This is a genomic window from Paenibacillus sp. EKM211P (genome assembly GCF_011066175.1).
In the GTDB taxonomy this organism is placed as follows: domain Bacteria; phylum Bacillota; class Bacilli; order Paenibacillales; family Paenibacillaceae; genus Paenibacillus; species Paenibacillus polymyxa.
On record NZ_JAAMNS010000012.1, the window covers coordinates 1 to 19813 of the forward strand.

Sequence of the window (19813 nt, forward strand, 5' to 3'; positions counted from 1 at the left end):
GTTATCTCCATATCTTACGACATGGCTTGATTCTCTCGAAAGTGTTTTGATTTGTCTCACGTTATGGGGTCAGTCCCCTATAAGTCGTGGTTGTAAAGGTTCTTTTGTTGTATGGATTCGAGTTCAGGGCCAGATACGAATTAGCGCAATAACAGCCAGATGTACGGGATAAAAACTGCGCCACAACCAACGCGGTACCCGACGATAAAATCCGCTCTCCCCTGTGGCAAAACATACAATCAGAATACTGGACAGCAGACTAAAGTGCTGAATATTCGCATGGTGTACCATATCATACACAACATTCAAAACAAAATGGACAGCAATCATCATATATGAACGGGTGTATCGATAGATGAGAACAAGCAGCAGACCATAGGCTCCGTAATCCATCTGGCTGAGCTCCATGAACAAGGCTGTGAGGACGTACAGACCCGATACAGCCACCCAATGCTTCATGCGAGATGCAGCAGCCAGCGCGAGCAACGACGCCAGTAGCGTCCAGATCACATTGGGTCTATGCACATCAAACGCCAGCATGTAGGGCACCTGGGAGATCAGGGCCAGTCCGAGCAGGCGAAGCATGTAGCTCCGCATATTTCGGGTACGGGTATAGCCCATATAGAGGGCATACGCGTAGATTGGAAAAGCAAGCCTGCCGGCAATTCTCCAAGCCGGATCTGTCGGAAAAAACACAAGTCCGACATGGTCAATCAGCATCGTCAGCATGGCCAACCAGTACATATAAGGCCCCCTTATTCATGTTTTAGGTCTTTTCTTCCGTCAAATTCAGAATGGCGTTCATAATATCCGTTTTCGTAACCCGCCCTACTAGCCCCTGAATTGGAGCCGAGGAGGTACATGGCTCGTCCAAAACAGGAAGACAATTAATCTGATGCCGGATCAGTCTCGATATTGCTTCCAGTAAAGAATCTCCTGGAGCAAGCGTCGTCATTTGGGCCCGGCGGGTCATAGCCATGGTCACCGGGACAGTGTGAAGATCAGTATGTCCCAGCATGACCTTCAGCAAATCCTTGCGGGTAACGATACCAATGAGCTCCTGCTCCTCCCCCGTGACCATCAGAGTGCCTGTATTTTGTTGAAATAGCATTAACACCGCATCATAGGCGGTAGCATCACCTGATATCAAAATCGGGTCACTCAGTATATCTGCCACAGTCAGCTTTTTGAGCATACTGCCGATATGGCTATCATAGTTTGGATAACGCCCTGGCAAGTAGCCTACCTTTGGTTTGGCATCTACTAGCCCGAGCATAACGAGCAAAGCAAGGTCAGAACGCAAAGTCGGCCGCGATAGTCCCAGCTCTTCAGCAATTTTATCCCCTGTAACAGGCGCCAGACGCTGGACAATATCTACAATTTCCCGCTGTCTTTCTGACAGTTGAATAATGATTACCTCCTTATGGAATGGGGTAGTATACATTATTAATGAGCTTAGGTCGGTCAATTTCAGCATGTTTCGACAATTCATCAAATTTTAATCAAAGACCGCTTGTTTTCAAATTTAAAATGTGTCACAATTAAAAATGTAATACATACTAATTATAAGTTTAACGTGTGCAATATGCTACATTTAAATGAGCTAATGTACGCCATATGATATGTATTATGTACTATATAACCCTAAGGAGGAAAATCAAATGAAATTTTTCTTGGATACTGGTAACATTGAAGAAATCAAACGTATTGAACGTTTGGGTCTGGTTGATGGTGTAACAACGAACCCTTCCCTGATCGCTAAGGAAGGTCGAGTGTTCAAGGAAGTCATTCAGGAGATTTGCAGTATCGTTGAAGGTCCCGTAAGTGCTGAGGTAATTGGCCTGAAGGCTGAAGATATGCTCGCAGAAGCTTATGACATCGCAAAGTGGGCACCTAACGTGGTGATCAAGCTTCCTATGACCGAAGACGGTTTGTACGCTTGTAACGAGCTGACCAAGAACGGAATCAAAACGAATGTAACATTGATTTTCTCCGCAGCTCAAGGTTTGATGGCAGCCAAAGCTGGTGCTACTTTTATCAGCCCGTTTGTGGGACGTCTGGATGATATCGCCGTTGACGGCATGAAGCTGATCCGTGATCTGAGACAAATTTTGGACATTCATGGTTTGAAATCCGAAATCATCGCCGCTTCCATCCGCAACATTAAGCATGTAGAAGATGCTGCTCTATCTGGTGCACATATCGCCACCATTCCGGGTTCCCTGCTTCCTTCCCTGTGGAAACACCCACTGACAGACAGCGGTATCGAACGTTTCCTTAAGGATTGGGAAACCGTACCTAAAGCTTAATTCGCCAGTCATGGCAAACTATATTGTACTAAAACCCGAACAGCCCGTTTTTTACGGGCTGTTTTTTTGCTCTTTTTCCCGCATAGACAAGTAAAAGTAAAGTGGAAAAGGAATGTATGTTTACAAAACGCTGCACAACTTCTTTTGACAAAACAACTTGTTGTCCATATAATTGTTATAACAACTAATTAATTTCAAAGTATCCTGTGCGGAAAATTAGAAAGGAGTGTCATATGAATAATTTGCCTCCCGATTGCTCTATTGGGATGTTGCTTGGAATCACCCATCGCAAAATGAGTCAACAGCTCTCGCATCGGCTTAAACCTTATGATATTTCCCCAGAGCAATGGTCGGTTCTGTACCAAATCTATCAGGCCGAGGGTTTAAATCAGAAAGAAATTGCAGCTAAGGCTGTAAAGGACCAGCCCACCACGACTCGTATTATTGATTTGTTGGACAAGAAGGGCTGGGTACAGCGTGTGAACAGCCCACAGGATCGCCGGGCTTATTTGCTTCATTTGACTGAAGCAGGCCGACAGCTTGTGAAGGAGACTCTCCCCGTCGAACGAGATGCCAACCACGATTTTGTAAAAGGAATTTCCTCTGCAGATCTGAAGCAATTCCGCCAAACGCTTTTACAAATTCATATCAACATGACTGAATCAGAAAAACAAGGAGAGAACGATTAATATGCAACAAGGCAAGCAACCTCTTTGGACCAAGGAATTTTTCGTTCTTACGGTTTCCAATTTATTTTTGTTTCTGGAACTACAGATGATTGTATCTTCCATTCCTTCCTATGTGAAAAATGCATTCCATGCTACCTCCGTGCAGGTCAGTCTTGTTACGACTTTGTTCGCATTAAGTGCAATTGTCGCAAGACTTTTTTCTGCCCGTATGCTGGAAAAAGGACATCGCAGCGCCCTGATCTTCGTTGGACTGCTGTTTGCATTAGCAGGAACGTTGGGATACAGTGTTTCACCGACAATTGCGGTACTCCTGCTCATGCGTATGCTGTTTGGGATTGGCTTTGGTATGAGCAGCACTGCCTTTCCAACAATGGTCACTGACGTCATCCCTCCCAAACGTCTCGGTGAAGGAATGGGATTTTTTAGTCTGTCCACTAGTTTAGCCATGTCTATTGGGCCAACCATCGGTATTTCGATGCTGCAATACGGCAGTTTTAACCTGCTTGCCTATTCGACATCTGCTGTCATTGTTGTCATTTTCCCTCTAGCCTACTGGCTCATTCGCACACTGCCTAAGGGGCATGTCGAACCACCTATGGTCCCTTTGGAGGAAGGGCGCAAACCGGCATTCAACCGTAAATTGTGGATTCCCGCCTTGTTGAACATGTTGATGTCTATCACATATGGCGGGTTGCTCGGTTTTATGGCGCTCTATGGAGATGAAGCTAATCTGGCGCACCCGGCTTACTTTTTCCTGTTTAATGCGGTATCTGTACTGATCGTGCGCCCCTTCTCGGGCCGTATTTATGACAAAAAAGGGGCAAAGGCACTGCTCATCCCTGGTTCCCTGTTTCTCATTGGTGGTCTGATTCTGCTTTCTTACGCACACAGTGACGCCTTTATGTATCTGTCTGCTCTTTGCTACGGTATCGGGTTTGGTGTTATGCAGCCAACCTTGCAAACCTGGATGATTCAGGTCGTGTCACCTAAACAGAGGGGCATGGCAAACGGTATGTTTCTCAATTCCCTCGATTTTGGAGTCGCAGCCGGAGCACTTATACTTGGCGTTATCGCCAAAGCCAGTGATTATGCATGGATGTATCGTCTTTCGTCGCTGTTTGTTGTGCTGTTCTTGCTGATTTACGTCATTCAGATTATCGCAAGCCGCAAGCCTAAAACAAATGTCCCTCTGGAGGGGTAAGACTATTCTTTAAAATGAGTATCCATCTATATTTGCTCAAATATCAAAAGCACCCGTTACCATGGCTTTACATGGAAAACGGGTGCTTTTTTTATTTCAAAGCTTTTTCAATTGCAATTTATTTATATTTCGCAGGAGTTTTGTGTCTTAGCTTAGAAGAAAGAGGCTTTTCTCGAGACACGTATGTCATTCCCTCAGTCTTATGGCTACGATCACTGGATTTGCCCCCTGCGGGTTCATCCTGCTCTGGCTTGACCGCAAATAGCATAAGCAGAGCCGCAATCCCCCCCACTGCGGCCATGACGCCAAAAAGCAGACCATGCCCACTGCTGCCGATCAGCAAGGATACAACCGGAGGGCCTAAAGATACTCCGACAAAGCGCATACTGCTGTACAAGGAAGTGATGGTTCCGCGCTCTTCTTTTTCAATTCCCTTAGTAATCAGTGCATCCAAACAAGGGAGTGCGAGCCCAATACCACCGCCCCCTAGCGTAAACAGGCCAATCACAGCATAAATATGTTGAAAAAATCCGAGAATAGCAAAGCTGATCGTCAATATGGCCAAACCACCGAAACCGATCCATTTCATACGCTTTTTGTGCTTGCCAATAACCTTGCCACCTAAATAAGAGCACAGACAGAGGGAAATAAGCGGTATGGCTAGCACAAATCCCTTCCAGACGCCATGGAGGTTGTAACGACTTTCCAGTATGTCGGATAAGTAGAACAAGACGCCAAAAATGACGAACATACAAATACCGCCCATAGCAAAAATAGCATAGAGCCAGCGTCCCTTTTCGGCAAGCACCTGCTTCACATTCCCCACAAATTCTCGAAACCTAATCGGTTGGTTTTTACGCTTGGGTACATGGATCAGCCAAATGACCAAAATAAGCGAAATCAGACAGAGGCCCGGAATCACTGCCAATGGCAAAAACCATAGTACAGCTCCCAGCGCAGCACCAAGAATCGGACTTAATACTTTACCGAATGTGTTGTAGGTCTCGACTACCCCCAGGTTCTTGCTGGCTTCATCCTCGTTCTCATACAGATCGCCCACAAGTGGAATGACTATAGGAAAAGCCCCCGCCGCTCCCGCGCCCTGAAGTAGACGACCTGCAATAATGGTCCAGTAAGCTGCCAGGTCATGTAGCAGCCATGCTCCAACCGCAGAAATGCCCCCTCCAATCACAGTCAGAATCAGACAGGGAACAATCACCGCTTTACGGCCAAAACGGTCGGATAGATAGCCAGCAATCGGTATCAGTAAAATGGCCACCACCGCATACACTGTAATCAACATGCTAATCCGAAAGGAGCTTACATGTAGCTTACGTCCGATTTCCGGTAAAACCGGAATCAGCATGGAATTACCCAGCGTCATCATCAGCGGGATGGAACCTAATGCAACCAGATTCCCTTTATTTTGTTGCATCCCGTTACCACCTTTGCAAAAGTAATAACACAGCTGTCCAGATTCGTTCAACAGATGTTATTGTGTTTACATTGGTGGGAATTTATACGACTATACTTTAAAACCACCGACCCTTGCGTTCAGCAATTGCGACATATCCGCCAGAGTGTGAATGGACGATGCAATTTCCTCCATAGAAGCCAGTTGCTCTTCAGCCGCCGCACTGACGCTTTGGGTTCCTCCTGCCGTCTGCTCGGCTACTTCACGTATGCGTTCCGCCGCCTTCACCATTCGCTCTGATCCATCGGACATTTGTTCTACAGACCGATTAACACTGTGAATCTGCTCGCTGACCTGTTGAATGGAACTTCCAATCTGGCGAAATGCAGTTTCAGCGGATTGCATGACCTTTACGCCAGATTGCACTTCAACTGTTCCAGACTGCATGGTGGAAGCGACATGCCCAACATGCTCCTGAATGTTTTGCACAAACTGTGTGATTTCTGCTGCTGAAACCGATACCTGCTCGGACAATCTTTTTACCTCAGAGGCCACAACAGCAAATCCTTTGCCCTGTTCTCCCGCTCTTGCCGCTTCAATGGATGCGTTAAGCGCCAGCATTCCAGTCTGTTTGGCAAATCCGGTAATAACAGATCCGATCATGCCAATCTGCTCCGCCTGTTCACTAAGTGAACGTACAGCACGTGCAGAGCTGTCTACACTTTCGCTTACCTTCTCCATCTGACGCATAGCCTGACCTATCGATTGTTCCCCTGCTTCTGCATCTTTAGCGGCGGTATCAGACAATTCATATACCTGCTCGCTTGTGGCAGCAATCTGTTCCAGCTCGTAGGCAAGTTCTTTCATGGTATCTGTAGTTTGTGTAATATCATCGACCTGATGCTCCATGCCCGTCGCAAGCTCTTCCATTACACCGGAGGTATGACGATTGGCCTGATTCATTTCCTCAGTACTGACGTTAACACGCTCTGCGGTTACCGTTAATGTACGAGCCGTATCCTGAGCATCCACAATGATACTGCGGAACCCTTCAATAAGCTTGTTGTAGGAGCTCGCAATCATACCGATTTCGTCTTTGGACGTAATATCCAGTCGACTTCGCAAATCTCCTCCACCTTGAGACATTTGCAACAACTGCTCATTCATATGGTGTAATGGACGAATCGAACGAATCAAAACGATAGATTGAGCAATGCTGTAAATAATAACCAAAAGCCCTACAATGCTCGTAATCAAAGTTGTATTCGTCATCGTTTGGTGCGCCTGCTGTATTTTCACCGTTACCATATCTTCCTGCGCCTTGACAAATGCTACCACCTTGGTATCCAGTTGCTTACGCAAAACCCGTTCGTTTTCAAAATCATCGAGCAATTCAGAAAATGGAGGGAAAGCATCATCTCTTGTACTCTTATACCCCGCTGTAGTCAGTAGACTATGAACCTGATTCATATAGGTATTAATCCCTGTTTTGAGATCAGTCATCTTCTTCTTTGTATCCTCATTACCTGTATTGAGTAGAGCTTCTGTCTCCTGTAGCAACTTTGCAACTTCACTCTGCTTGTTTCCGATCTCGTTCCCATACTGTTCGTCACGAGTCAGCAAATATGCCCGCTCATCATTGGATATCCCGTTTAATAAAAATTGAAGAGACTTGGAGTTATACGCAATCGTCTCTTCACGATTCATAATATCTTTGTACTCGTTCTCACTATGTATACTTAAAATGTAATTGGTCAGCAGCATGGCAGCAATCACACTTGGGATCAGTATCGCGCTGAGAATCATTTTGGCCTTAATTGTTAAGTTCATGAATTGGTCCCCCAGTTGTTTCAAAATAAAATGTTCAACTTACTATATATCGTTTTATTGGTCTGTTTTTTTAAATGAAAGCGGAAAAGTGTATAGATTTTTAAATGTATTTGTGTCTATTAAGTGAACATATATATGTTTTTTAATATCAAAAAACAAAAAAATTCAAATTAGGTAAAAGATAAGAACTATTATCCGTTTGTACTTGTCGGATTCGGAAGATTAAAAATGATATACTATGTAATGGTATGCTAAAAGCCTCAAGGAGGAACTGCATGAAAAGTCTGGAGCTCAAACCGCTTATTCACGTACTTAACGAGTTGGAAACCCGCAGCTGTCTTATTGAGCAGCAGGGAAACATGATCATGGATTACTACCGTGAACCTCAAATTGCCAACCAACTCTATAAAATAAATTCCTGTACCAAGAGTGTGATTTCCGCATTAGTTAGTATTGCTATGGATCAACGACTGGTACCCAAACCAGAGACACCGATCCTCGAATTTTTCCCCCGGCTGGCCAAAGATAGTGACCCTCGAAAGCGTGATATTACGATTGAACACCTGCTGACGATGTCTGCTGGCTTTAACTGGACGGAATTTGGGGGACAAAATTCTTTTCCTACCATGAGCAAAACGTCCGATTGGGTGCAATTTGTGCTTTCACAGCCATTATCGGATTTACCAGGTACGCGAATGGAGTACAGCTCTGGCTGTTCTCAACTTTTGGCCACCTTGCTGCGTTCTGCCTCTGGACAAGCCGTTGCTGAATTTGCCGAGGAGCAATTATTCCAGCCGCTCGGTATCGATAACTATCATTGGGAAACCGATCCGCAAGGCACTCACACCGGAGGCTTCGGGCTGCATCTCAGACCGCTGGACATGCTCAAATTCGGACGCCTTTATCTGAACGAAGGAAGCTGGGAAGGACGGCAGATCATCCAGACGGAGACCGTCCGATATTCGACTCGTCCATTTCTTCCAGCCTCCAAACCACAAAAAGCATATTATGGCTGTCACTGGTGGGCTTCTTCCTTTTCTGATGAAGAGACTGGAACGGAAATAGACTATTTTTACGCACTAGGCTTTGGTGGGCAATATATTATTGTCGTCCCGTCCTATGACTTGGTAGTTGTCCTCACGGCTGATACATTTAAAAAGAAGCGGACTCCTGTGGATATTTTCCGGCAGTACCTTATACCACTACTACTTCAGCAGAATGCATAGGGTTTGATATCAAAGCTAAAGTTGAAGATATTATCGGAATGACACATCAAAAAGGGCCTGCCTGGTTTGTATCAGGCAAGCCTTTTTTTCGCAATATAATCGCTATATTATAATCTATCCATCTACAGATGGACTCCTGATCTAGCCCAAGTGAATAGTAAGCTCTTGTTGTCCGCTGGAGGCTGGTGTAATGATTACCCCCTGTTCTCCTGCCAGACTGCTGCCTTCCTCCACTTGAACATCCTTATGGATACCGCGCAGTACTAACGACCACGGTTTAACGGCACCTTCTGCCTTCACCGTAATGACAGAATCCTTACGGCTGGCAGTAACCGTGAGCTCTTCTTCGCCTGATGTATTCACGATAACCGAACGAGCCTGTTGCCCTTCGCCGAGCTCAAACAAATGAAGCGTCACTTGATCTGCATAATCATAATCCGGACGACGATCCTCATGACCGATGGCCAACAATGTGTTTGGCTTCACGAGCACAGGTAAGGTTGTAAAATCATGATGCTCGTTGACCCAACGACCACCAGACACGATTTCATTCGTTAACAAATTCGTCCATTGTCCCTCGGGTACATAATAGGTTACATTGCCTTCTTTATTAAAGATCGGGGCTACCAAAATGGAATCCCCCAGCATGTATTGTAAATCCAGCGTTGCACAGGTTGGGTCCTGCGGGAATTCCAATACCATAGCCCGCATCATCGGCAGTCCCCTCACCGAGGATTCCACAGCAGAAGCATACAGGTGTGGCATCAGTGAGCATTTGAGTTTGGTAAAGCTGCGCACCACGTCGACTGACTCTTCGTCAAACAGCCAAGGAACACGGTATGACACATTTCCGTGTAGACGGCTATGGGAGGATAACAATCCAAACTGTACCCACCGTTTGTATAAGTCCGGCGCAGCCGTTAGTTCAAAGCCGCTAATATCATGGCTCCAAAAGCCAAAGCCACTCAAACCAAGCGATAATCCGCCCCGCAAGGACTCTGCCATCGACTCATACGTGGACGAGCAGTCTCCGCCCCAGTGAACTGGGAACTGTTGTCCCCCGGCTGTGGCAGAACGTGCAAATAATGCGGCTTCATTTTTGCCCAGCTTTTCCTCCAGCACATCAAACACAGCTTTGTTGTACAAATGCGTATAGTAATTGTGCATTTTCATTGGATCAGAGCCATCATAATAAACTACATCTGTTGGAATACGCTCACCAAAGTCGGTTTTGAAGCAATCCACGCCTTGATCGATCAGCACCTTCAGCTTATCCTGATACCAGGCAACTGCAGCCGGGTTCGTGAAGTCAACCAGCCCCATCCCCGCCTGCCACATGTCCCATTGCCACACGCTGCCATCAGCTGTTTTGACCAAATAGCCATTCTCCATACCTTCATCGAACAAAATGGACTTTTCTGCAATATACGGATTGATCCATGCGCAAATTTTGAGTCCCTTAGCCTTCAATCTCTGCAACATACCTTCTGGGTCTGGGAACATATCTTGATCCCACTGGAAATCGCACCATTGGTATTCCTTCATCCAGAAGCAGTCAAAATGGAATACCGAGAGTGGCAGATCCCGTTCAGCCATCCCGTCGACAAAATGGTTTACTGTCGCTTCATCATAATCGGTCGTAAACGAAGTGGTCAGCCACAAACCAAAGGTCCAGGCCGGTGGCAATGCAGGTTTGCCTGTCAGCTTGGTATAATTGTCCAGTACCTCCTTAGGATTAGCTCCACCAATAATAAAATACTCTAACGATTCGCCAGCAACGCTAAACTGTACCTTCGAAACGTTTTCCGATGCAATCTCGTAAGATACCTTTTCCGGATGATTGACGAATACACCGTACCCTTTATTGGATAAATAAAATGGAATGTTTTTGTATGCTTGTTCACTGCTGGTCCCGCCATCTTCATTCCAAATATCAACGACCTGACCATTTTTCACAAATGGAGTGAAACGCTCTCCAAGGCCGTATACGTACTCCCCCATACCCAGCTCCAGCTGCTCCCGGAAAAATGGCTGGTCCTGCGGGTCTGTAATATAGCCGGGTCCCCGATGCCCACTGCCCGTGACTTTACGATCCTTGACATAGAAGCCTACGTCCCAGCTCTTTCCACGACCGACTCGCACACTCAGATCGCCGCTCTTCAGTACTGCTACGTCCTCACCCACCGTAATATCCACCTCTGTCGGCAAGGTGTGAATTTCAAAATCTGGTCCATGATGCACCCGTCCCTTATGGTGGTTCAGACGCACCCGAATAACATTCGGCATGGGAGAGCTGTAGGTCGCTTTCAGTAACGCTCCATTTAGCGTATCCCCTTTGTGCTCGATCCGGTGGGTTGCTGCATATACCGTCATGGAAGCATCGTCCGTCACGATATCACGGATGTCAGCAGGATTTTGTATTTCATAGCCCTTGCGAACCAACCAATAGCCATCAGTAAATTTCATCTGTCTCTTCCTCCATCTCGACTTTTATATTCCTTGTTCCCAAATCGCTGATTGGATTTTTTCGAAATCCTTACTATAATAATATTGATTTATGTAAGGGTTTACTTCTTTTATTTTGACGTTTAGTATCAATATTTTGATGTTTTCTATATAAATCAGTGTGCCGAAAGGAATCAGTGAAATGCAAAGGGAAATGTTAAGAGAAAACCGTATTCACGGCAATCCCATGTATCCAGTCAGCGTATATCCGAGCGTAGAGCAATTGAACGGAAATAGTATATTGGAGTCCCATTGGCATGAGGAAATGGAGTTTATCGTAGTAGAACAGGGGAGCGCTATATTTCAGACGGATATGGTCTATACGGAGGTTAGCGAAGGTGAAGCCCTTTTTGTACACAGTGGCGAGCTTCACGCTGGTTATTTACAAAAAAGTCCTCGCTGTGTATTTTCTGCGGTGGTGTTTCACCCGGATATGCTGCACAGCCGCACGCAAGATACAGTTCAGACGCAGTTTATTGAACCATTTATCAATAAAAAACTCGTCCCTCCCCCTCACATTCGCGGTGTGCAGCCTTGGGAGCAGGAGCTATTGACCGCGTTGAAACGTATTATCACTAGCCATGAACAGAATGCGCCTGCCCGTGAACTGGCGACCAAGGCGCAGCTCTATAGCATAATTGCCTGCCTGTTCCCGCACATGACTCCGGCTAGCGGAGAGGACGTGGTTATGGCGAGTCAACGCAACAAGGTCGAACGGATCAAAAAAGCACTGGCGTACATCAACAGCCATGCGCATGAGCCCATTCGTTTGCGAGAGATCTCAGATGAGGTTGGGATGAGTGAGGGACATTTCTGTCGTTTCTTCAAGCAGATGGTGCAGAAAAGTCCGGTTGAATATATCAACTATCAGCGGATTCAGAAGGCTTGCAGGTTGCTAGAGCAAAGTGACCGCAAAGTAGTTGATATTGCGCTGGATGTGGGATTTGAAAATCTAAGCTATTTTATTGCAACCTTTAAAAAATGGAACGGTCTGACTCCTTCGCTATACCGCAAGCAGCACGAAGCAGATCAGGCGCTTGCTGTCCTTTCTATAACAGACGGAAATTTATGATTTTGTTTTGAATAGCTGCGCGTAAAGTTACAAAAAGAAAGAACGAACAGAAGATCAAGTTCTCCGTTCGTTCTTTCTTTTGGTTATACATGTCCAATTCACCGAATAAGCAAATCATTTATTTTTTGGGCTTCATAAGTATAAGGACAATTTTTCTTCGTTTAATATAGTAGAATATATACCCCCCTACTCCTCCTAAAACAGAGGGAATTAACCAGCCTAATCCTACATCATATAACGGAAGAATTTGAGTAAAAAAGTCATTAATTACTTTAATTTTTATTCCAGCAGCATTCAAGCCGTCAAATAGACTAACAATGAAGGTTAATATTAAACTGCCTTGATATACTTCTGATTTTCCTTTAAACACGGAATGTAAAAATGTTAAAAATATTAGAGAAATCGCAATAGGATATATTGCAATTAACACTGGTGTTGAAACCTTAATGAGCTGTGTTAAACCTATATTGGCTACAATGGTACTAAATATGGATAACATGAGAGCAATTCTTTTATAAGAAACTTTCGGAAACAAGGTATGAAAAAAGGAAGAACAGGACGTAATAAGCCCTACGCTTGTCGTTAAACACGCTACTGTAATCATTAAGCCTAATAAAATGGAGCCGTAAGATCCAAAATAATAGGATGAAACCTTGGCTAACACCTCAGCACCATTTTCTAAAACACCCAGTTTTTCAACGCTAGAAGCTCCCATGTAGGCAAGAGACGTATAGATAAATGCTAAGAGGACAACCGCAATGGTTATCGATTTGGCACAAATAATCATCAGCTCTTTTTTGGCAGTAACTCCTCTTTCCTTAATTGCATTCACAATAATAATTCCAAAAATAAAGGCTACAAGAGCATCCAATGTTAAATAACCTTCTTGAAAGCCTTTGAAAAAGACGTGCGAAGTATAGCCTTCGGCAGGTGCTTGGAAGGCTCCTATGGGGTGAATAAGGGCTACGACCACCAGAATCCCAATGAATGTCAATTTAATGGGTGTTAAAAACTTTCCGATCACATCAATAATTTTTGTAGGGTTAAGTGATAACAAGCATGCAACCCCAAAAAAAAGAATGGTAAATACAAAAAGTGCGACAGGATGATCTGTATGGTTTGAAAAAAAAGGCTTGACTCCAATTTCAAACGACACACTACCGGTTCTTGGAATTGCATATAACGGGCCAATGGCTAGATAAAGAATCGTTGTAAAGACAATCCCGAATACAGGATGTACACGACTCGCTAAAGTTTGTAAATTGCTTTTGCCTGAAAAAACAAAGGCAGTGATGGCTAGTAACGGTAAGCCAACTCCGGTAACCAAGAAACCCGCATTGGCTATCCACACATTCTTTCCAGCCATTTGACCAAGCATAGGTGGGAAGATTAGATTCCCTGCACCAAAAAATAAGGCAAATAGCATCGATCCTATAATAATAATAAAGGACGAAGAAACACTTTTTGACATAATAAATCCTCCAACCATGAAATCACAACAGTTTGTTATCATTCATTTTCTTTTTATTTTGTGTAGTACATGCTCATAGGGTTATAGCAGCACCAAGTAGGGATAGCCATCCGCTAACCCTTCGCGATCGGTGTGAAACGTTATTCAAGATGTGGGGTTCGATAACTCATCATTACACAATACTCTATATACGTTCACGGTATCAAGTAACTTTGTACTTGCGAAAGAACCACTTCATCCCCTTGCTTTAGCAATTTATTGTGCTATCAGTATGACCATGTCAGCCAGACCTTAGAACAATTCTACTTCTTGCCGTGTTTCTCCTCCTACTAAATGAGCTCAATGAACTATAAAGAATTTTACACGTAGGACTTATTTCTTACAAGATGAGAAAAGTTATGTACAACCCAACCTGGCAATTGATTGCAATAAGCACAGGAAATCTTGGGAAAATGCCCTATGGATTCAATTCAATCCTCCTTACAATTAATAGTACAGACAATGCTTAATGACGTTGTCAACACATTGAGCAGCTACAATTTGAAGGGGTGCTTATACATGAGGAATTTGGCAAAACGCAACTACTGGTCTTTGAGCGTTTTTAACTTCGCTTATCTGTTTACATGGTCTGCCGCCATGTCTTTTTTTGTCATTTGGCTAGGACAAAGCCTGGGGATTTCAGAAACCTACACAGGGTTTTTATACGCGGCAAACTCTATCGTCGCCTTGATCATGCAACCCCTGTTTGGGTACTTATCCGACAAGCTGGGCTTGAGAAAACATCTGCTGTACATACTTTTTACGATTCTTTTGCTCGTCGGACCCTTCTTTATCTATGTGTACGGTCCATTGCTTCAAACACAGTTCGTCATTGGTGCCATTGTCGGCGCCCTATTTATCGGCCTGGTGTTTAATGCAGGTAACGGTGTCGTCGATTCCTATATGGACAAAGTGTCACGCAAATATGGGTTTGAATACGGACGAGTTCGTATGTGGGGCTCACTCGGATGGGCAGCTGCTACCTTTGTTGCGGGACGGGTCATCAATATTAATGTAAATCTGACCTTCTGGATTGCCTCCGTATCTGCCGTTGTTGCCATGATCTGCATCTTCCTGACCAAAGTCGAAATTTCCGGACAGGAGCAGCAGAAAACTGAATCGTTGAAGCTCATTGACGTACTGCATCTCGTACGCACCACAAAGTTCTGGTTTCTAATGCTATTCATGGTTGGCGTGACCCAAATTTATGAGGTATATGACCAGCAATTTGCCACCTATTTCGTATCTCAGTTCAGTTCTAAAGCAGAAGGAAATCAATTCCTTGGCGACTTAAGTGCTGTGCAAGTATTCCTGGAATTTGTGTTCCTGTTTGTTACCCCATGGTTTGTGAACAAAACGACTGCCAAATGGGCATTGATTATTGCCGGGACGATCATGTCGTTGCGTATTATCGGTTCTTCACTGCCGTTCGGTTCCATATGGGTGGCTGCGATGAAAATGATTCACTCTCTGGAGAAACCGCTGATTCTGGTCGCCATCTTCAAGTACATTACCGTCAACTTTGACCAGCGCTTATCGTCCACCATGTACCTGCTGTATTTGTTTATGGGCTCCCTGGTGGTATCTGTGTTCTCACCTATTGTCGGACATATGTATGAAGTTCTGAATTTCCCGATCACTTATGTTATTTTGGGTTCCATTGCCGGTCTGTTCACCATCATTTCCTGCTTTACGCTGACAGCTGACAAGAAAAATGGAGAACGGTACCTAGAGGAACGCCGTAAACAGGATCTGAAAAGATCTGCTAAAAAAGCTGAAGCCGTTCACTCGTAATCTAATGGTAACAGCGGTAGTCTAGGACTTGTTTTTCTCGTCCAAGGCTACCGCCAACTTACTTTAAATTTTGAATACAGACACCGTTTGATTCATCTCTTCCGCCCGCTTGGCAAGCATGTTAGCACCTGCAGACACTTCCTGCATGGAAGCAGTAGTTTCCTCGACTACGCTTGCGACTGTTTGAGTAGAATCGGCTGCACGTTCGGAGATTTCGGCAATTTTCTTCATAGATTCCACCATAGAAACGGTTCCTTCATTTACGGATCTTGCTTCTACAGCCGCAGTGTCTACCTCACCGCTCACTTCTTCAACGGCACCGACAATTTCAGAAAAGACGTTACCGACACCTTCGACAAGCATCATACCTTCATTTAGTGATTGAACACCTTCATTCATCGAGATGACAACTTCGTCTGTTCTTAATGCGATTTCGTTGACCAGAGAGGAAATCTTACCGGTTGCTTCACTTGCTTGTGCCGACAAATTGCGTACTTCATAAGCGACAACCGCAAATCCTTTTCCCTGCTCTCCCGCTCTTGCAGCTTCTATACTCGCATTGAGTGAAAGCAAGTTGGTTCGGGCTGCTATATCACTGATCATAGCTGTGATCTGTCTAATCTCCGCTGACTTTTCTCCTAGAATATTTACTACTTCAGCGGATTGAGTTACCTTGGTATGCACATCTCTTATTTGAGAGACAGTGGAAGACATTTGGGTTTTCCCGTTGTTTGCTTTTTCTTGTGCTTGGATTGTGAGATTAGCTACATTCACAAAGCGATTGGTTATGTTCTCTACACTTTTAGAAACACCTACCGTGTAATTCAGCGTTTCAGCAATATCTGCAAGCTGTGTCTGAGATCCCTCTGCGACTTGAGTGGCACTTATAGCTATCTGCTCGGTAGCAATGCTTGTCTGTTCTGCACTGGCTGTTAGCTGTTCAGCCGTAGAAGCAACCAGTAAGGAATTATCCACAACTTCCTTTAAAAGGTTGCGCAGTGAATCGCACATTTCATTAAAATCGGATGCCAATTCCCCGACCTCATCTTTGGATCGGACCCTAAGAGGTTCCACTTGCAGGTTCCCCCTCGTTACCAGCTTTATCTGTTCCGCTATCCTTAATATGGGCTTAGTGAACGATTGAGCCAGTAAAAAAGAACCGATAATTCCCAGGATCGTACATATGATAGTCAAAGAAATCATCAAAAGTCTACCTGAATGGTAAGATTGACTCGATTGATTAGCTGCCTCAGTGGCATACTGCTCATTAAGCACCTTCAGTTTATTTACATCGTCTAATGCCGCCTTATAAATAGAAGAATTTCCATGAACGATCATGTAGGCCATCACTTTGTCGTTTTCTTCCATGGCAGCGGAAACCACCTTTAGATGGCGAAGATACATTGCCCACTGACCATAAAAGTTGGTGAACAGTTCTTTTTCCTCCGCTGTAGAGGCTAAACTTTGATATTTATTTACACTCTTATCCATTGAAGCTGTAGCTTTGGTTAGTTCTTCTTGATAAGTGGTGCGAATAGCCTCATCCTCTTCGAGTATCAATCGAACAGTTAGTCTATCGATTTCTGTAATCTGCTTATCCATACCCTGAAGAAGAATAACCGCAGGTAAAGACCTGTTATTTACCTTATCAGAAGCCTCTCCCATTTCCGACATCTTAATGACGCCTATAACACTTGAAAGGGACAGTACGACAACCAGTATGAGAGCTGCACTAATTATTTTTTTCTTTAACGTTAATTTAAACATCCTTATCTTCCTTCCCGTGACTGGTCTCATATCATCCCCGCTGAGCTTTCCAGTATATGCGTATTTGGCGCAACAGCTCAGTCTTATCTATCTTTCCACTAATGTAGCTTTGGATAGATGCTCCTGTGATGGCCCCATGATCAGGTGGAAGTGTTGCCATAAACGGCAGCGTCTTTCCGCTCGACAAATATGACTTGATCGATTTACTCAAGGGATCGGTAGGCACCAAGTCAATACTCTTGAAGGCCGGTATAACATTGGCCTTGTTGACCAAAAGTTCCTGACCGGACTTTTCGTATACCAGCCAGTTTAAAAATTTCTTGGCTTCCTCTTGCTGCTGAGGCGTGGTAGCTGTGGAGTCGATGAATACATACTTTGTCACACCAACTGTGATCTTTGAATTGTTTGGATCATTCGTATTATCATTTAACGGAAGAGGCAAAAAACCGTATTCCTCATTTGCCGTATCATTGCTCTTTATTCCATTCCAAGCCCAGTTACCCATAAACCAAAGCCCTACCTTGCCCTCTCCCAAAGCTTTGGCTCCATCGTCATACGTACTGTCCAAAGGCGAGTGCTTATTGATGCTGTTATCCTTGAGCAGGTCTAAAGTTTGTACCCATCCAGACATTACACTGTTTTGGGACAAATCGATGGAGTTGTTCTGCATACCTTTAACAAACTCTGGAAAACCTTCGGGTTGAACAGAATAAGACAGAGCTAAAAGATGAGAGCCGAGAGACCAGTCCATTGGTGAAAGCATGACCGGTGCTACTCCCGACTGCTGAATCTTAGCCATTAATGAGTTAAGGCTGCTTCTACTTTGCACCGAAGAAGGATCAAAAGAACCCCCTGTTGCCTTGTCCAATACTTTTTTGTTATAGATTAATCCATAGCCTTCCACTGCAAATGGAAATCCCAGCACAGCATCGTTTTTCTTAACAGCGTCAAGTCCATTTTCTATCGTATCGGCTACCCACTTCTCTTTACTTAAATCAACGGCTTTATCCAGGAATGTCTGCGTGTCTCCCGGGTCAAGCATCGACATCGTTGCTGGACTTCCTGAGCCGTACATCGACATCAGCTTTTGATATGCAGACGTTCCCTCTGGAGCAGTAATAATTTCTAAAGATACTTCCGGATGCTCTTGATTGTATTGTTTTGCCACTTCTTCCAATTGGGTTTTTATTTCAGATTTGGAATTCAAAAATGTAATCTTAGTCGTCTGCTCTGATACTGGTGATGCTGAACAACCTATAAACATCAATAAACATGCTAGAGAAATCGCAACTTTTAGCTGTTTTCTCATTAACTTTCCCCCTAAAGATTTACTTTGTAAATTTTATGAACAATATTCAATGTTATCGACATAATTCCCCAGGGAGATTAGAAGTTTTTAGTTGGTAAATATCGGAAATCAGATTGAATAGTACAAACTGGTTGTTACGTTCAGTTAATGAATAGGAAAGCGCAACGAATTTTATCCAGTCGCGTCTGAATATGGTGAAAAGTTGCTACGCAACAAATTTATTTAAAAAAGGAGAAGTCATTTATGAACAAAGCATTCTTTGTTTTTTTTCTTGCTATCTTTTTATGTATTTCATCGTCCACTACATATGCAGCACAAAATCAAATCAAAATTGACGGTGTGGCTATTGCAACCGGTGCGAAGCCAGAAATGAAGAACAAACGTACAATGGTACCTTTACGTGTTATTAGCGAAAGTTTGGGGGCTAGCGTCGAGTGGTCCGATTCCGGGGTTATTCTCGCTAAGAGCGATATGAAAGTAAAATTAGCAATAAACAGAAGCATAGCGGAGAAAAACGGTAAAAAGATACTGCTTGATGTAAAACCATACGTGAAAAATAATCGCATATATGTTCCACTTCGTTTTATTGCAGAGGCGTTCGGATGTAAAGTCAATTACAGCAACCTTATAGTGACTATTACTACTGAACCATTGTTCATAAACGGTGTACAAGTAAAGGCAGTTCAACAGGAGTACCATATGATCATGGGCGGCGTAGTTCAGCAAATTCACGGCAATGCATATAACAAAACCATTTATAATATGTTTGCAAAAAACAAAGGTGAAAAGGTTGAAGCACCTGAAAACTATTCTTGGAGCTTCACTATTGACACTCTTGGGTCTTATTATAAAAATGCACAATACGATTTCTTAGACCAAAAGGGGAAAAGCTTAGCTCGTTTTGACGTGTATTCTTTAATCCAGTCCTTTCCATCCGAAGTTTTAGTCGGGTATCCCAAGTTTTTGATTCATGACGTATCCAAAGATGAGTGGTACTTGTTTAGCGATAGCGCAGCAAAATCTATTAATCAGTTAATTAATAATGCAACAAATAATGGATTTCTGAAGGTTATAAGTGATACCGTTGTATAATGCGATTTTGTCTTATTAGCGTCTTTAATAGAAAAAGGCGAATTCCCAGCTAATAGAAAAGCCTGGGAACTCGCCTTGTATAAATCCTATACAAG

15 protein-coding genes are annotated in these 19813 nt (G+C 43.9%); 7 read left to right on the plus strand and 8 right to left on the minus strand.

Translation table 11 applies throughout. The features are described from left to right. Positions 1–123 precede the first annotated feature (123 nt). Positions 124–744 (minus strand): TraX family protein, encoded by a 621-nt coding sequence (locus G9G57_RS16700; RefSeq protein ID WP_117289677.1) that lies wholly within the window; start codon positions 742–744, stop codon positions 124–126. 22 nt (positions 745–766) lie between these two features. Beyond that, positions 767–1477, minus strand: coding sequence for a CBS domain-containing protein (locus G9G57_RS16705; RefSeq protein ID WP_017425779.1), 711 nt, complete (start codon positions 1475–1477; stop codon positions 767–769). A 184-nt stretch (positions 1478–1661) separates the two neighbouring features. Here G9G57_RS16705 and fsa point away from each other — a divergent pair, with 184 nt between their 5' ends. From fsa to G9G57_RS16720, 3 genes are all read left to right on the plus strand, one after another. Then, complete coding sequence (gene fsa / locus G9G57_RS16710) at positions 1662–2309, plus strand: fructose-6-phosphate aldolase (RefSeq protein WP_013370592.1); 648 nt, start codon at positions 1662–1664, stop codon at positions 2307–2309. Positions 2310–2542: 233 nt separating this feature from the next. Further along, on the plus strand, positions 2543–2998 hold the full coding sequence (locus G9G57_RS16715) for a MarR family winged helix-turn-helix transcriptional regulator (RefSeq protein ID WP_025364621.1): 456 nt from the start codon (positions 2543–2545) through the stop codon (positions 2996–2998). Position 2999: 1 nt separating this feature from the next. Continuing rightward, positions 3000–4199, plus strand: coding sequence for an MFS transporter (locus G9G57_RS16720; RefSeq protein WP_164965270.1), 1200 nt, complete (start codon positions 3000–3002; stop codon positions 4197–4199). Positions 4200–4317: 118 nt separating this feature from the next. Here the strand turns inward: G9G57_RS16720 and G9G57_RS16725 are convergent, their stop codons facing one another. Next, positions 4318–5634, minus strand: coding sequence for an MFS transporter (locus tag G9G57_RS16725; RefSeq protein ID WP_016819206.1), 1317 nt, complete (start codon positions 5632–5634; stop codon positions 4318–4320). Between the two features lie 90 nt (positions 5635–5724). After that, positions 5725–7443: a methyl-accepting chemotaxis protein gene (locus G9G57_RS16730; protein ID WP_017425780.1), complete on the minus strand. Its 1719-nt coding sequence runs from the start codon at positions 7441–7443 to the stop codon at positions 5725–5727. Positions 7444–7718: 275 nt separating this feature from the next. Between G9G57_RS16730 and G9G57_RS16735 the strand changes: the two genes are divergently transcribed. Next, positions 7719–8669, plus strand: a complete 951-nt coding sequence (locus G9G57_RS16735; RefSeq protein WP_045243878.1) for a serine hydrolase domain-containing protein — start codon at positions 7719–7721, stop codon at positions 8667–8669. A gap of 141 nt (positions 8670–8810) precedes the next feature. On the opposite strand, the gene yicI is transcribed toward G9G57_RS16735, so the two are convergent. Beyond that, positions 8811–11135, minus strand: coding sequence for an alpha-xylosidase (gene yicI / locus G9G57_RS16740; RefSeq protein ID WP_017425782.1), 2325 nt, complete (start codon positions 11133–11135; stop codon positions 8811–8813). Between the two features lie 181 nt (positions 11136–11316). Here yicI and G9G57_RS16745 point away from each other — a divergent pair, with 181 nt between their 5' ends. Then, a complete protein-coding gene (locus tag G9G57_RS16745) occupies positions 11317–12246 on the plus strand; it encodes a helix-turn-helix transcriptional regulator (RefSeq protein WP_016819202.1) in 930 nt (309 codons plus the stop codon). A 118-nt stretch (positions 12247–12364) separates the two neighbouring features. On the opposite strand, the gene brnQ is transcribed toward G9G57_RS16745, so the two are convergent. Next, the gene (brnQ, locus tag G9G57_RS16750) at positions 12365–13717 is read right to left on the minus strand and encodes a branched-chain amino acid transport system II carrier protein (protein ID WP_016819201.1); all 1353 of its coding nucleotides are present in this window, start codon (positions 13715–13717) and stop codon (positions 12365–12367) included. 558 nt (positions 13718–14275) lie between these two features. Between brnQ and G9G57_RS16755 the strand changes: the two genes are divergently transcribed. Beyond that, a complete protein-coding gene (locus G9G57_RS16755; protein ID WP_017425784.1) occupies positions 14276–15550 on the plus strand; it encodes an oligosaccharide MFS transporter in 1275 nt (424 codons plus the stop codon). Positions 15551–15613: 63 nt separating this feature from the next. Here the strand turns inward: G9G57_RS16755 and G9G57_RS16760 are convergent, their stop codons facing one another. Together G9G57_RS16760 and G9G57_RS16765 are read right to left on the minus strand one after the other, a co-directional pair. After that, positions 15614–17317 carry a methyl-accepting chemotaxis protein gene (locus G9G57_RS16760; protein WP_017425785.1) on the minus strand — a complete coding sequence of 568 codons (1704 nt, stop codon included), beginning with the start codon at positions 17315–17317 and terminating at the stop codon, positions 15614–15616. Between the two features lie 31 nt (positions 17318–17348). Beyond that, positions 17349–18626, minus strand: coding sequence for an ABC transporter substrate-binding protein (locus tag G9G57_RS16765; protein ID WP_017425786.1), 1278 nt, complete (start codon positions 18624–18626; stop codon positions 17349–17351). Positions 18627–18869: 243 nt separating this feature from the next. Between G9G57_RS16765 and G9G57_RS16770 the strand changes: the two genes are divergently transcribed. Continuing rightward, positions 18870–19718 (plus strand): copper amine oxidase N-terminal domain-containing protein, encoded by an 849-nt coding sequence (locus G9G57_RS16770; protein WP_164965271.1) that lies wholly within the window; start codon positions 18870–18872, stop codon positions 19716–19718. Positions 19719–19813 lie beyond the last annotated feature (95 nt).